Origin of the sequence: Halomonas sp. SH5A2, assembly GCF_014263395.1 — a bacterium.
In the GTDB taxonomy this organism is placed as follows: domain Bacteria; phylum Pseudomonadota; class Gammaproteobacteria; order Pseudomonadales; family Halomonadaceae; genus Vreelandella.
In genome coordinates, this window is record NZ_CP058321.1 from 1,505,772 (window position 1) to 1,519,540 (window position 13,769).

The 13,769-nt window shown below is 59.0% G+C and carries 14 protein-coding genes; 12 read left to right on the forward strand and 2 right to left on the reverse strand.

From position 1 onward, the window contains the following. The first annotated feature begins 60 nt into the window (after positions 1-60). The 10 genes from nrdH to HXW73_RS07040 all read left to right on the forward strand — a co-directional run bounded on the left by nrdH (position 61) and on the right by HXW73_RS07040 (position 9,081). Positions 61-282, forward strand: a complete 222-nt coding sequence (nrdH, locus tag HXW73_RS06995; protein WP_186255519.1) for a glutaredoxin-like protein NrdH — start codon at positions 61-63, stop codon at positions 280-282. A 7-nt stretch (positions 283-289) separates the two neighbouring features. After that, the gene (gene nrdI / locus HXW73_RS07000) at positions 290-724 is read left to right on the forward strand and encodes a class Ib ribonucleoside-diphosphate reductase assembly flavoprotein NrdI (protein WP_240538730.1); all 435 of its coding nucleotides are present in this window, start codon (positions 290-292) and stop codon (positions 722-724) included. Between the two features lie 56 nt (positions 725-780). After that, positions 781-2,886 carry a class 1b ribonucleoside-diphosphate reductase subunit alpha gene (gene nrdE, locus HXW73_RS07005; protein WP_186255942.1) on the forward strand — a complete coding sequence of 702 codons (2,106 nt, stop codon included), beginning with the start codon at positions 781-783 and terminating at the stop codon, positions 2,884-2,886. 30 nt (positions 2,887-2,916) lie between these two features. Beyond that, the gene (gene nrdF, locus HXW73_RS07010) at positions 2,917-3,888 is read left to right on the forward strand and encodes a class 1b ribonucleoside-diphosphate reductase subunit beta (RefSeq protein WP_186255520.1); all 972 of its coding nucleotides are present in this window, start codon (positions 2,917-2,919) and stop codon (positions 3,886-3,888) included. Between the two features lie 225 nt (positions 3,889-4,113). Next, positions 4,114-4,899: a DUF3450 domain-containing protein gene (locus HXW73_RS07015; protein WP_186255521.1), complete on the forward strand. Its 786-nt coding sequence runs from the start codon at positions 4,114-4,116 to the stop codon at positions 4,897-4,899. Beyond that, complete coding sequence (locus HXW73_RS07020) at positions 4,896-6,257, forward strand: MotA/TolQ/ExbB proton channel family protein (protein ID WP_186255522.1); 1,362 nt, start codon at positions 4,896-4,898, stop codon at positions 6,255-6,257. The genes HXW73_RS07015 and HXW73_RS07020 overlap by 4 nt, the downstream gene beginning before the upstream one ends. Before the next feature lies 1 nt (position 6,258). Beyond that, positions 6,259-6,801, forward strand: coding sequence for a MotA/TolQ/ExbB proton channel family protein (locus HXW73_RS07025; protein ID WP_186255523.1), 543 nt, complete (start codon positions 6,259-6,261; stop codon positions 6,799-6,801). Continuing rightward, positions 6,794-7,201, forward strand: coding sequence for an ExbD/TolR family protein (locus HXW73_RS07030; RefSeq protein ID WP_186255524.1), 408 nt, complete (start codon positions 6,794-6,796; stop codon positions 7,199-7,201). Before HXW73_RS07025 ends, HXW73_RS07030 begins: the two co-directional genes overlap by 8 nt. After that, a complete protein-coding gene (locus HXW73_RS07035; protein WP_186255525.1) occupies positions 7,198-7,965 on the forward strand; it encodes an energy transducer TonB in 768 nt (255 codons plus the stop codon). The genes HXW73_RS07030 and HXW73_RS07035 overlap by 4 nt, the downstream gene beginning before the upstream one ends. A gap of 21 nt (positions 7,966-7,986) precedes the next feature. Beyond that, positions 7,987-9,081: a tetratricopeptide repeat protein gene (locus HXW73_RS07040; protein WP_186255526.1), complete on the forward strand. Its 1,095-nt coding sequence runs from the start codon at positions 7,987-7,989 to the stop codon at positions 9,079-9,081. A 14-nt stretch (positions 9,082-9,095) separates the two neighbouring features. Here the strand turns inward: HXW73_RS07040 and xthA are convergent, their stop codons facing one another. Then, positions 9,096-9,929, reverse strand: a complete 834-nt coding sequence (xthA, locus tag HXW73_RS07045; protein WP_186255527.1) for an exodeoxyribonuclease III — start codon at positions 9,927-9,929, stop codon at positions 9,096-9,098. Further along, positions 9,929-10,177, reverse strand: coding sequence for a hypothetical protein (locus HXW73_RS07050; RefSeq protein ID WP_066319991.1), 249 nt, complete (start codon positions 10,175-10,177; stop codon positions 9,929-9,931). Before HXW73_RS07050 ends, xthA begins: the two co-directional genes overlap by 1 nt. 145 nt (positions 10,178-10,322) lie before the next feature. On the opposite strand from HXW73_RS07050, the gene rhlB reads away from it, so the two are divergent. Both rhlB and dinG read left to right on the forward strand, forming a co-directional pair. After that, positions 10,323-11,597 carry an ATP-dependent RNA helicase RhlB gene (gene rhlB, locus HXW73_RS07055; RefSeq protein ID WP_186255528.1) on the forward strand — a complete coding sequence of 425 codons (1,275 nt, stop codon included), beginning with the start codon at positions 10,323-10,325 and terminating at the stop codon, positions 11,595-11,597. Between the two features lie 5 nt (positions 11,598-11,602). Further along, positions 11,603-13,732, forward strand: coding sequence for an ATP-dependent DNA helicase DinG (gene dinG / locus HXW73_RS07060; RefSeq protein WP_186255529.1), 2,130 nt, complete (start codon positions 11,603-11,605; stop codon positions 13,730-13,732). Positions 13,733-13,769 lie beyond the last annotated feature (37 nt).

A 13,769-nucleotide genomic window follows, 5' to 3' on the forward strand; every position in this document is an offset into this window, starting at 1 on the left:
AGGGGGCGCGCACTAGATGTGCTCTACCCGAAAAATGCCGCTATGAAAAGGGAATCAAGCATGGAAATTCAAATTTATAGCAAGCCTGCCTGTGTTCAATGCACCGCCACCTATCGCGCGCTGGATAAGCAGGGGCTTCCGTACACTGTGATTGATATCACCGCCGAATCGGGCGCGCGTGAAGAAGTCGAAGCACTGGGCTATCGTCAACTGCCCGTGGTCGTTGCCGGTGAAGACCACTGGTCAGGCTTTCGTCCAGACCGCATCCAAGCCCTGGCGTAAGTTACTCATGCTGGCAGATGGACGCACGCCCTCCATGGTCGGCAACCTGGTGTACTTTTCCACCAAATCAGGCAATACCCACCGTTTTATTGAAAAAGTAGGTCTGGCCGCCCAGCGCTTGCCGCTTAGTCGGGAAGCGCCGGTACCCCAGGTGGATCAGCCTTACATTCTGGTAACGCCCACCTACGGTGGCGGCCAGGCCAAGGGCGCGGTGCCGGGCCAGGTGATCCGGTTCCTGAATTACGAACACAATCGCCACCTGATACGCGGGGTGATTGCCGCGGGTAATACCAACTTTGGCGACGCGTATGGCTTGGCGGGCCGCATCATTGCGGAAAAATGCCAGGTACCGTTGCTTTATCGATTCGAACTGTTTGGCACTGACGAAGACGTCGCCAAGGTCCGTGAAGGAGTAGAAGAGTTTTGGAAACGACAACCCTAGCCTCGAGAAATGTCACTGAAACGAAACGGCCTGCGGCGGCAAGCGACGGTCGCACCATGGATTACCATGCGCTGAACGCCATGCTGAATCTTTACGGTGCCAACGGTGAACTGCAGTTGGATAAAGACCGCGAAGCCGCGCGTCAGTACTTCTTGCAGCACGTCAATCAGAATACGGTGTTCTTCCATTCTCTCGAAGAGAAGCTCGATTATCTGGTTGAAGAGCAATATTACGAAGCAGGCACGCTGGCGCAGTATGACTTTTCTTTCGTCAAAGCGCTGTTCGAGCAGGCGTATGCCTACAAGTTTCGTTTTCCGAGCTTCCTTGGCGCCTTCAAGTATTACACCAGCTACACGCTGAAGACCTTTGATGGCAAGCGTTACCTCGAGCGTTACGAAGACCGCGTTTGCATGGTGGCGCTCGCCCTGGCGCGTGGCAATGAAACCCTGGCCAAGTCGCTGGTCGATGAAATCATCAGCGGCCGATTCCAGCCGGCGACCCCCACCTTCCTGAACTGCGGTAAGCAGCAGCGTGGTGAATTGGTGTCGTGCTTTTTGCTGCGTATCGAAGACAATATGGAGTCGATCGGCCGCTCTATTAACTCGGCGCTGCAGCTTTCCAAGCGGGGCGGCGGTGTTGCCTTCCTGCTCAGCAATATTCGCGAGTCAGGCGCACCCATCAAGCGCATCGAAAACCAGTCGTCGGGCATTATCCCGATCATGAAGCTGCTGGAGGATGCGTTTTCCTACGCTAACCAGCTTGGGGCGCGCCAGGGTGCCGGTGCCGTGTACCTGAACGCTCACCATCCCGATATCCTGCGCTTCCTGGACACCAAGCGCGAAAATGCCGATGAAAAAATCCGCATTAAAACGCTCTCGCTAGGGGTGACGATTCCTGATATCACCTTTGAGCTCGCCAAGCGCAACGAAGATATGTACCTGTTCTCGCCTTATGACGTAGAGCGGGTTTATGGCGTACCGTTTGGTGATATCAGCGTGACCGAGAAATACCACGAGATGGTGGCGGACGCGCGTATCCGCAAGCAGAAGATCAACGCACGGGCGTTTTTCCAGACCCTGGCCGAGCTGCAGTTCGAGTCCGGCTACCCGTACATCATGTTTGAAGATACGGTGAACCGCGCCAACCCCATCGCGGGCCGGATCAACATGAGCAACCTGTGCTCGGAAATCCTCCAGGTGAATACGCCGACAGATTACGACGAAGACCTGGGCTACCGGCATATCGGTCAGGATATTTCCTGCAACCTGGGATCCATGAACATTGCCAAGGTGATGGACTCGGGTGATATCGGCACCAGCGTAGATGTAGCCATTCGCGGGCTGACCGCGGTATCGGAAATGAGCAACCTGAGCAGCGTGCCTTCCATCGCAGAAGGTAATGCCAAGTCCCGGGCGATCGGTCTTGGGCAGATGAACCTGCACGGTTTCCTAGCCCGCGAGCATATCTATTACGGCTCTGATGAAGGCCTGGACTTTACCAATCTGTATTTCTATTGCATCGCCTTTTACGCACTGCGGGCGTCAAACCGACTGGCGATCGAACACGGTGATACCTTTGCCGGTTTTGCCGACTCTACCTACGCGTCGGGTGAATTCTTCAATCAATACACCGAGCACGCCTGGGCGCCGCGGACCGAAAAAGTGCGCGGGCTTTTCGAGCGCAGCGGTATTGCTTTGCCGACCCAGCAGGACTGGCAGGAACTGAAAGCCAGTGTCATGGCGCACGGGCTGTATAACCGCAATCTTCAGGCTGTTCCGCCGACGGGCTCGATTTCCTACATCAATCACTCGACGTCAAGCATTCACCCGGTCGCGGCCAAGATCGAGATCCGCAAGGAAGGCAAGCTGGGGCGGGTTTACTACCCGGCACCGTTCCTCAATGAAGCCAACTTTGATTACTTTCAGGACGCCTACGAAATCGGTCCTGAAAAGATTATCGACACCTACGCCGAGGCGTCCAAGCACGTCGATCAGGGCCTGTCGCTGACCCTGTTCTTCCCCGATACCGCCACTACGCGCGATATCAACAAAGCGCAGATTTACGCCTGGCGGAAAGGGATTAAAACCCTCTATTACATCCGCCTGCGTCAGAGTGCGCTGGAAGGCACTGAGGTTGAAGGCTGCGTATCCTGCACGCTTTAAGCGTCCGACGACTTTGAAGAGAGTGACGATATGAACATGATGCAACGTTTATCGCGGGTCGACGCGATCAATTGGAACCGTCTGCAAGACGATAAAGATCTCGAAGTGTGGAACCGATTGACCAGCAACTTCTGGCTGCCGGAAAAAGTTCCGCTGTCGAACGATATTCAGTCGTGGAATACGCTGACGGATAAAGAGAAGCAGCTGACCATCCGCGTGTTCACTGGCCTCACGCTGCTGGATACCATTCAGAGTAGCGTCGGCGCGCCGGTGCTCATGGAAGACGCGCGAACGCCCCACGAAGAGGCGGTTTATACCAATATCGCCTTTATGGAGTCTGTTCATGCGCGCTCCTACAGCTCGATTTTCTCGACGCTGTGCACCACCCGCGATGTCGACGATGCCTTTCGCTGGAGTGAAGAAAACCCGACGCTGCAGGCCAAGTCGGAGCTGATTCTCGGCCGCTATCGTTCAGACGATCCGCTGATGCGCAAGGTAGCCAGCGTCTTTCTGGAGTCGTTCCTGTTCTACTCCGGCTTCTACCTGCCGATGTACTGGTCAAGCCACGCCAAATTGACCAACACGGCGGACCTGATCCGCCTGATCATCCGCGACGAAGCGGTGCACGGCTATTACATTGGCTACAAGTTCCAGCAGGACCTGGCCGAGGCAACGCCGGAACGCCAGCAGGAAGTCAAGGACTACGCCTACGAGCTGCTGCTCGAGCTTTACGACAACGAAGTCCGCTATACCGAGTCGCTTTACGACGAGGTTGGCCTGACCGAGGACGTCAAAAAGTTCCTCCACTACAATGCCAACAAGGCGCTGATGAATCTCGGCTTTGAGCCGCTTTTCCCCAGCAGCGAAACGGATGTCGACCCCACGATCATGGCGGCGCTATCACCCAACGCCGACGAGAACCACGACTTCTTCTCCGGCTCAGGCTCGTCCTATGTGATTGGCACAGCCGTCGCCACCGAAGACGATGATTGGGCTTTCTAGACAATCATTGAGCACCAAAGCTTAATCCAAGATCGGGAGCCCTAGCGGCTCCCGTTTTGTTTTGTAGCAGGCTAAAATTAACTGAACGCTAATGATAAATATTGTCATTTATTTTATAAATCGGTAGGCTATGGGCACTCGATATGAAACGCAACTCGTTCTTATATTTGATGTGTTCTCTATAGCGGCAGGGTGACTGCCAGTGATCAGTGACGGAGAGTCGATGTGCTGAACAAGCCTTTCTTTGCCCTGCGGGGCTGCTGGTTAGCGTGCATGCTGGCCAGTGGTTCGCTAATGGCAAGTGACGAGACGCTCGAGCAGGCCAGTCAAGGTATTGATGCCCAGCAGCTTCAAGCCGAACTTCAACAGCAGATGGATAACGCCGATGAGCAAACTCGGGCCGCGCTGCAAGAGCTGCGCGAGCTTGAGCGCGATACGCGCCAGCTTGAGTCGCAAAATGCCTCGCTGACGGGCCGGTTGGCCGAAGAAGCCGAGCGGCAGGCCCGCCTGGCTTCTGCGCTGGATACTCTGGCCGATACGCGCGCCGCGCTGCCGGACATTGAGCAGAACATGCAAACCCAGCTCACCCATTGGATCGAGCGTGACCTGCCGTTTCTTAAAGAGCAGCGGCTGGCCCGCGTCGAAACCTTGATAAACGACGAGGGCGCGGAGCCTGCCGAGCAAATTGAAAGCATGCTCGATATCTGGCGCACGGAGCTGGATTACGGTCGTGAAATGGATACCTGGCGGGGGCGTTTGCAGCGCGACGATGACCAGGCACTGGAAGTGGACTTCTTGCGCATTGGACGTATCGGTTTCTACTACCTGACACCCGATGGTCGTCAGGGTGGCGTATGGAATGCCGAGGACGGTGAGTGGCAGTCACTGAGCTCTGAACACCTTCAGGCGGTGCGTGATGGACTCCGGATAGCGGAAGATCAGCGAGCACCGGATATCTTGACGCTGCCGCTCTCTATTACCGTCTCGGCCGATCAGGGAGAGCAGCCATGATACGTGACCTCAAGAAATGTCATCGTTACGTGATGGTGGCGCTGCTGATGGGGCTGACAAGCATGAGTCCGTTGGCAAGCGCGCAGTCGCAAGAGACAACCTCGCTGCGTGAGGCCCGCGAGGCCGCTGAAATTCGTGACCAGCAACGCTTGATCAAGCTGCTGGACGACCAGGCGGTGCTCGAGGATGCACTGGAGCAGGCGCGGGATCGCCAGCAAACCGCCCAGGCGCGTCACGATGCCTTGCAGGCACAGGACGCCGCACAGTCGGTCGAGGCGGAGCGCCTGGCGGCGCGTCAGTCAGAGCAGGGCGAAGCGCTAAGCAATCTGCTGGATGCGCTCAACCAGCATAGTAACGAGGTGCGTAACGCACTGGGCGAGGATAGCTGGCTGACCTTGAACGAAGAGGCGTTGCCGCCAAGGCTGAGTGACGTCAACGTACTCGAGCAGGAGGTGCTGGAAGACGTGGTCGACAGGCTCGCGACGCTGACGCGGAACACCGGCAATGCGCAGCGACTTGAGCGCCCCGTGGCCGATGCCAATGGCGAAATTTCGCCTCAGACCGTCGTGCGGCTGGGGGATTTTGCAGCGTTTACCAACACCGATTTATTGCGCCAGGACGATGAAGGGCATTTGACGGTGCTGCCCCGGACGCCCGCGGAAATAGCCGATTATCTGGCCGCTTATCACCAGGGCGAGACACGCGTGTTCGCGATGGACCCAACCCGAGGTAGCGTGATCGATGCGCTGGCGCAGCGTCCCACCCTGATTGAGCGTTTCCATCAGGGTGGCTACGTCGGCTATGTGGTCGTTGCCTTGGGGGGCATTGGCTTGCTGGTCGCATTGCTGCAATACCTGTATCTACTGGTCACCAGTCAGCGGGTGAATCGTCAGCTGAAAAGCACTGATCAGCTCAAGGCCCATAACCCGCTTGGTCGCGTGTTGCTGCGCTTTGAAGGCATGGATAAGCATCAGACGCCGGAAGCGCTGGAGGCACGCCTGGATGAGGCAGTGCTTGCCGAACTGCCTCGTCTTGAACGGGGGCAGCCGATTGTCAAACTGCTGGCGGCCATCGCGCCCTTGCTGGGGCTGTTGGGCACGGTAACCGGTATGATTGTGACCTTCCAGGCGATCACGGTGTATGGCACCGGCGACCCACAGCTAATGGCCGGTGGTATCAGCCAGGCGCTGGTGACGACCGTCCTTGGCCTGATTACCGCCGTGCCGCTGCTGTTCGCGCAGACGGCGCTTTCAAGCCGCAGTCGCCACCTCACGCATGTCATTGAAGGGCAGGCAAGTGCCGCGTTGGCAGACCATCTGGAAGCCCAGCAGCCTTCCCAAGACGCTTCGGTGAGCTGATATGTTGACCGTTCCCCTTTGGCTTGAGCCCGTCGAGCGGCTGATGAATGCGGGCGGCGTGGTGCTGGTCGTACTGGCCGTGGTGGCGCTGCTGGTATTTGGCATGGCCATTGAACGCTTCTGGTTCTATCGCATGACCTGGCGGCGAGCACGCCGCCAGCTTGTCAATCGCTGGGCCAGGCGAGACGACCACCACAGCTGGAGCGCTCGCACGCTGCGCAACGTCTGGACGAAGGACCTTGTGGTCCGTCTGCGCCGTCCGCTGCCCTGGTTAAAGCTGCTGGTGGCGCTATGTCCGCTGTTTGGCTTGCTGGGTACCGTGACGGGCATGATCGGTGTCTTCGATAGCCTCTCGCTGAGTGATACACACCAGGCGCGGGCAATGGCCGATGGCGTGGCACGGGCAACGCTGCCGACGTTGACCGGCATGGCGATCGCCGTGGTCGGGCTTTTGTTCATCAGTCGTCTGGAACACATTATTCGACGCGAGGATCAGCGGTTGCACGACCGCATGGCGCGGGCAGTGGAGGAAAACGATGCGTAGACGACGTTCTATGGGAAGCGCTGACGAAAACACCGAGGTGAACCTCACGCCGATGCTGGACGTGGTGTTCATCATGCTGATTTTCTTTATCGTGACCACCAGCTTTATCAAGGAAAGCGGGATTGAAATCAACCGCCCAGAGTCGAGTGACGCAAGCCCCAGGCCCGATGCTCAGGTGCTGGTCGCGCTCTCGCCTGAAGGGGCGGTATGGGTGGATGGTCGTGCGATCGATGCCCACCGGGTGGGCGAAGAAGTCGCCGGAATGATCAGCGAGGATGGCTCGGTGGTCATCCAGGCGGACCGTGAGTCGACGACTGGGCTGCTGATTGAGGTGATGGACCGTCTTGAGCAGGCCGGCGTGGACCAGGTGGCGGTGGCGGCTAGCCGGAGCGGCCAATGATCCGCCAGGCGCTATCAATGGTAAGTGGTGGGATATTAGCGATTGGGCTGTTTTGGCTATTGGCGCTGCTGGTCGCGCCGCCGGACGACCAGGTGGAACCACCCGAGCAGACGGTCTCAATGAACATGGTGGAAGCCCCCGAGGTAGCCCCGCAAGAAGAGGCGCCGCCCCAGGAAACCAATCAGGCAGCCACGCCCCCGCCACAGCCGATGCCGACGCCCGAGCCGCCCCCAGTGACCGACAGCGCCATTGCCTTGCCGGAGATTGATCTGCCCGAGCCGCCGGAAGAGCCGGTGGAGATGGAGAGTGAGTTGCCGGAATTAACCGAGGCGACGGAGCCGGAACCTGAACCGCAGCCTGAGCCGCAGCCAGAACCGGAGCCAGCGCCTGAACCGACGCCGCAGCCCGAACCCGCTGCTCAGCCAAGCGAGGCCGAGCCTTCCGACGCCGAGCGCGAGGCGGCGCCAGAAGCCCAACAGGCAGCGTCGGATGAGCCGGTCAACGTCGGCCAAGCCGCGCCGACCAGTCGGGTCAATCCGACGTACCCCGCTCGGGCCCAGCGTCGTGGCATGGAGGGGTTTGTTGAGATATCGTTTACCATACGTCGTGACGGCAGTGTTGATGGCTCTTCAATTCGCATCACCAATGCCCAGCCGCGTCGGGTATTTGACGATGCGGCCCGCGAGGCGATTGGGCAGTGGCAGTTCGAGCCTAGCGATCGGTTGCGCAACGCGACCCAGCGGATCGAATTTCAGCTGCGCTAACGACTTTATTGAGGTATGACCATGCGTGTATGGGGGTGCATCTGTTTAATCGGCCTGTGGGCATCGTTTGCCAACGCCAGTCCGGCGCTTCCCGGCGACATCATTGGCGACCTGAACCGCTTGCAAACGCAACTACGCGACGCGCAATACGCAAGCGTGGTGACCCAGGCCACCCAGCAAGCAAACCGCCTGCAAGCGGGTAACGCGGCTGACCGCTGGGCCAGCGCGCTGTATCAGCAGCTTGCAGCTAACGCACTGGCGCGCCAGGGCCAGCCGGGGGAAGCCGCAGGGCGCCTGTCGCAAGCGCGCGATCTGTCGGGTGGTGAGCAAGCTCAGGCGGCTCGCTGGCTGCGCGAAGAGGCATCGTTGCGCCGTGCGGCGGGTCAAACAACGCAGGCCAGCGAATTACTTGCCGAGTGGCTCGCGTCCCGGGACGCTGCTACCTCTGCTGAGGACTACTGGAAGCTGACCCGTTGGCTCGCCGACGACCAGCGTTGGCAAGAAGCGGCTGATTGGCTTGAGCGTAGCCTGGGCCAAACCGCTGAGCCTGATGCTAACCAGCGCAGGTTGGCGCTGGTTGTCTATCAGCGCACCCAGCAAACCGATCAGGCGCTTGATGTGTTGCTGGGCGGGCTTGATGAAGGCAGCGATGCGGCTCACTGGCGGCAAGCCGCCGCACTTGCTCAGCAGTCCGGTCAGTCGGGTATCGCCGCGGCGCTATGGGATACCGCCTGGCGGCTGGGAAGGCTGGATGAAGACGATGAACGCTGGCAGCTGATAAGCCTGCACATGGCGGGGGGTACGCCCGCCAGGGCTGCCGAGTATCTTGAGCAGTGGCTTGAAGCGGGCGACGTCGTTCGGGATGAAGCCACGCTGCGCCTCTTGGCGAACGCATGGCATCAGGCCCGCGACAAGACCCGGGCGCTTGATGCCTGGCAGGCATTAGCCATGTTAAGCAAGGATGGCAGCGACTGGCGCCAATATGGTCAGCTCGCTTTTGCCTGGGGGCAGGATGAGCGTGCCGAGAAGGCGTTAACCCACGCTCAAGCGCTGGGCGATGATCAGGCGGGTGAGTGGCTGGCAACACTTGAGCAGTCGCCGCCCCATTCCCTATAAAAAGACGGTGGCGCTTATTCTGCAGACGCCAGGGAGAGCGAAAAGTCGCTCCAGGTTGGCGCATGATCAGAGGGTCGTTGCATGCCGCGAAGCGCATAGTCGATTCCTGCATCGCTGATATGCTCGGCCAGTGGCTGGGTAACCAGAATATAGTCGATGCGCAGCCCGCGCTTGGGTTCACGATCAAAGCCCTTTGAGCGATAATCAAACCAGCTGAACCATTCGGCGTCGGTGGGGTGGCAAAGCCGGTAGCTGTCGCTCAAGCCCCACGCCTTGATGCCTTCCAGCCATTCACGCTCGATGGGCTGGAAGCTGGTTTTGCCTTCGCGCAGCCAGCGTTTGCGATTGGCTTCGCCGATGCCGATATCCTGGTCTTCTGGCGAAATGTTAAAGTCCCCCATTACCGCAACGCGCTCGTCGGGTTGGTGCTGCTCGTCAAGTAGGCGCGCCAACTGTTGGTAAAAGCGGGTTTTGTACGGGAACTTGGTGGGGTGGGTGATATTCTCCCCCTGGGGAAAATAGCCGTTCCACACGGTGACGGGCTGACCGTCGTCGGTGAGGAGTTGGACGCCGATCATGCGCCGCTGGGCGTCTTCGTCGTCGTCAGGGAAGCCGTAAAAGACCGCTTGTGGCTTGTGACGGCACAGCATCGCAACGCCATAGTGACCTTTTTGGCCGTAGTAAAAAACGTGATAGCCCATGGCCTCTACATCGGCGAGAGGGAACTCGCTATCCTGCACCTTGGTTTCCTGAAGGCCGATCACGTCAGGCTTCTGCGAATCGATCAATGCCTGCAGTTGATGAAGTCGCGCGCGAATGCCATTGATATTGAAAGAAACAAGGCGCATTACGAACGATCTCCCGGCGGGTTATCCGTATCTTTGTCGGGGTGAATGGCGATATCCTGCCCGCTCTGCTGGCGGGCCAGCTTGCGCACCGCCTGAAGTTTGCGCTGCTGCTGTTTTTTTGCCACAAAACGGCGTGATGATGTCACCTGGTCAGGGTTATCATGACGCCACTTTTTATAATCTTTACGCCGACCGGTTTTGATGGTTACTTTATCCGCCAGCGAACGGGTCTTTTTCTTACGCGTCATATCGCGCTCCTTGGTTCGATAATGGGCCTATTCTAACAGCCTAGTAACCTCCTTCGACAGCAGGGCGCGCTCTTATCGCCAAGCCCTGTTACAATGCGCGCGTCAAGATGCCTAATATCCACAGCAATGGACAGATAGATAGCCTATGAGCGAGTCGGAACAGACCACAGCATCGGCCCAGAATCGCAAGCCTAAACGTCGTCGTCGGAAGCCGCGTCGTCGTCAGTCGAATTGGGATCTCCGTCAATTTCAGGTGCCTGCCGTGGCCGGCAAGTGGCGCTTTCATGACTTCGATCTGCCGCTGCCGTTAATGCGCGCGATTCATGCCCTAGGGTTTGAGTACTGCACGCCTATTCAGGCAGAAGCGCTGCGCCATACGCTGCTGGGCGGCGATATCGTCGGCAAGGCACAAACCGGTACCGGAAAAACCGCTGCCTTTTTGATTTCGGCGCTGGCCTATTTTCTCGAAGAGCCAACTCCGGATGGGCAGAAGCCCGGCGCGCCGCGTGCGCTGATTATCGCCCCCACTCGTGAGCTGGCACTGCAGATCGAGAAAGACGCCAAGGCCCTTGCCCGCTTTACCAAGCTGAATGTGGCAAGCGTTGTGGGCGGGATGGATTATCAGAAGCAACGCGATAGCCTGGGCAAAAAGATCGACCTTCTTGTCGCCACACCTGGCCGCCTGCTCGATTTTCACGAGAAGCGCGATATCGACCTTTCCGAGGTGGAAGTGCTGGTGCTGGATGAAGCCGATCGCATGCTGTCGATGGGCTTTATTCCCGATGTGAAGCGGATCATCCGCTACACGCCCAAGAAAGAAGAGCGCCAGACCTTTCTGTTCTCGGCCACCTTCACCGACGATATTCTCAACCTGGCCAGTCAATGGACGATGGATCCCGCCCACGTTGAGATCGAAGTGACCGTCGAGAACAAAGCCGATATCGACCAGCGGGTGTACCTGGTCTCTGACGATGACAAGCAGCGTCTGTTGGTCAAGCTGTTGGAGCAGGAAAGCTTCGAGCGGGTGATGGTGTTCGGCAATCGTCGCGACCTGGTGCGCCAACTTGACGGCCTGCTCAAGAAAGCCGGCGTGAGTGTCGCCATGATATCAGGCGATGTGCCCCAAAATCAGCGTATACAGACCCTGGAAAGCTTCCGTGAAGGCGAAATCCAGGTGCTGGTGGCCACTGATGTTGCAGGGCGTGGCATTCATATCGAAGACGTTAGTCACGTGATCAATTACACGCTGCCGGAAGACCCGGAAGATTACGTCCATCGTATCGGGCGGACCGGACGCGCAGGTGCAAAAGGCGTTTCCATCAGCTTTGTCGGTGAAGAAGATGCTTTCTCGTTGCCCGAGATCGAGCGCTATATCAACGACAAGCTGCCCTGCGAACACCCGCCCGAAGGTATGCTCTAAGCCGCATGCTCGATACTGCCCTTAAAAGTGAGATTCAGGACGCCTACCGTCGCGTGGTGGAAAACCTCGAGTTGACCCCGCGCTACGGGCAGCGCCTGATGATCGCTGAAATAGCTCGCACGCTGGGGGGCATCGAAAGCGACGACGATGGCAAGCGCACAAGCGACAGCCACGTTTGTGTGCTTGAAGCGGGCACCGGAACGGGTAAAACCCTCGCCTACCTGATTGCCGCGCTGCCTATCGCCAAGGCACGCGGCAAGCGGTTGATTATTTCGACCGCCACCGTGGCGCTTCAGGAGCAGGTGCTCAATCACGACCTGCCGTCCCTGGCGAACCACAGCGGTTTGGCGTTTCGCTATGCGCTGGCCAAAGGGCGTGGACGCTACGTCTGCGTCGCGCGACTCGATCAGGCGCTGGAAGGCGCGGAGCCAAACCCGACGCTTTCCATGTTTGAGCAGTCCCTACAGCCGCAGAGCAGTGACCTTGGCGTGATTGCCAGCGATATGGCCGAGGCCTACGGTCAGGGTGAATGGGAAGGCGACCGTGATAACTGGCCGCATGCGATTGACGATGCCCACTGGCGTCGATTAACCGTCGATCATCGTCAGTGCACCGGGCGCCGCTGTGGCCATTTTGGCGCCTGTGCGTTTTTCCGTTCCCGGCGGGAGCTGGAAAACGCCGATGTCATCGTGGCCAACCACGACCTGGTGTTGGCGGATCTGGCCCTGGGCGGCGGGGCCATCCTGCCGGACCCCGCCGACTGCATCTTTGTGTTTGACGAAGGTCACCACCTGCCTGACAAGGCGCTGTCGCATTTCGCCCACCGATTCGCCATCAATGGTTGCCTGCGTTGGCTGAAAACCCTCAAGAGCAGCTTGACCGACCTGAATCAAGGGCTTGCCGTACAGCCGACGATTGCCCGGTTGCTTGCGGGGTTGCCTGAACTTATTCATACGCTGGAACCGGCATTGGGCGATGTGTTCAGCATGGGGCATCAGTTGGCGGGTCGAGCCAATGGGTTGGCCGACGAAGAAACCACCCATCAGTCCCGGTTTGAAAATGGCCAGATTCCCGATGCGCTGCGCGAGCAGGCCGAGCAGCTGTTAACCCTGTTTGCTACGCTGTCGCGCAACCTTGAAAGCATCAGCGATGTGCTGCGCGAAAGCCTCGATCCAGACAAACAGACCGGCCTGGACCGCGAGCAGGCGGAAACCTGGCTGCCGCTGGTGGCGCTGCTACACGGACGGGCGCTGGACGCCCACTCCCTTTGGCAAGCCTTCAGTGACCGTGACGCTGCCAATGCACCGCCGAGCGCGCGCTGGATCACCCTGAGCCGGGTGGCCGGGGAGCCGGAAATCGAATTTTCGGCGAGCCCGGTATCCGCCGCACACACATTGGCCAAGCACCTTTGGGGGCGCTGCCATGGCGCCGTTGTCACTTCGGCAACATTAACGGCGCTGGGTCGCTTCGAGCGGCTCCAGGAGCGGGCAGGGCTTGCCAATCGCTATCGCTATCAGGCGCTGCCCAGCCCGTTTGATTACGCCAACGCCGTGCTGAGCGTGCCCAAGGAAGCGACGGACCCGAGTGACCGTGACGCTCACGAAAAGGCGATCGTCGATTTTGTGACCCAGTTGGCGGATCGCGAAGCAGCGCTGGTGCTGTTTTCATCGCGGGCGCAGCTGCGTGGCGTCGAAAAAGCGCTGGGTGAGCCCGTCAGGGAGCGCGTGCTGGCTCAGGATGCATTGCCCAAGCGGGAGCTGATAGAGCGTCATCGCGCGGCGGTGGATAGCGGCAAGGGCAGTATTATCTTTGGACTGGCCAGTTTTGCCGAGGGTATCGATCTACCCGGTGATTATCTGACCCATGTGGTCATCACACGGTTACCGTTTGCGGTGCCGGATGACCCTGTGGGGGCGACACTTGCCGAGTGGATCGAAAGCCAGGGTGGCAACCCGTTCATGCGCATCAGCGTGCCTGATGCATCGATCAAGCTGGTGCAGGCCTGCGGTCGGCTGATCCGCAAGGAAAGCGACAAAGGTACTATCACCCTGTTGGATAAGCGCGTCATCACGCGACGCTACGGTCAGGCGTTGCTGGATGCGCTGCCACCCTTCAGGCGTGAAATCGCCTCGTGACATGACGCCCACCGCGCTCAACGCGGTGGGCGACAGG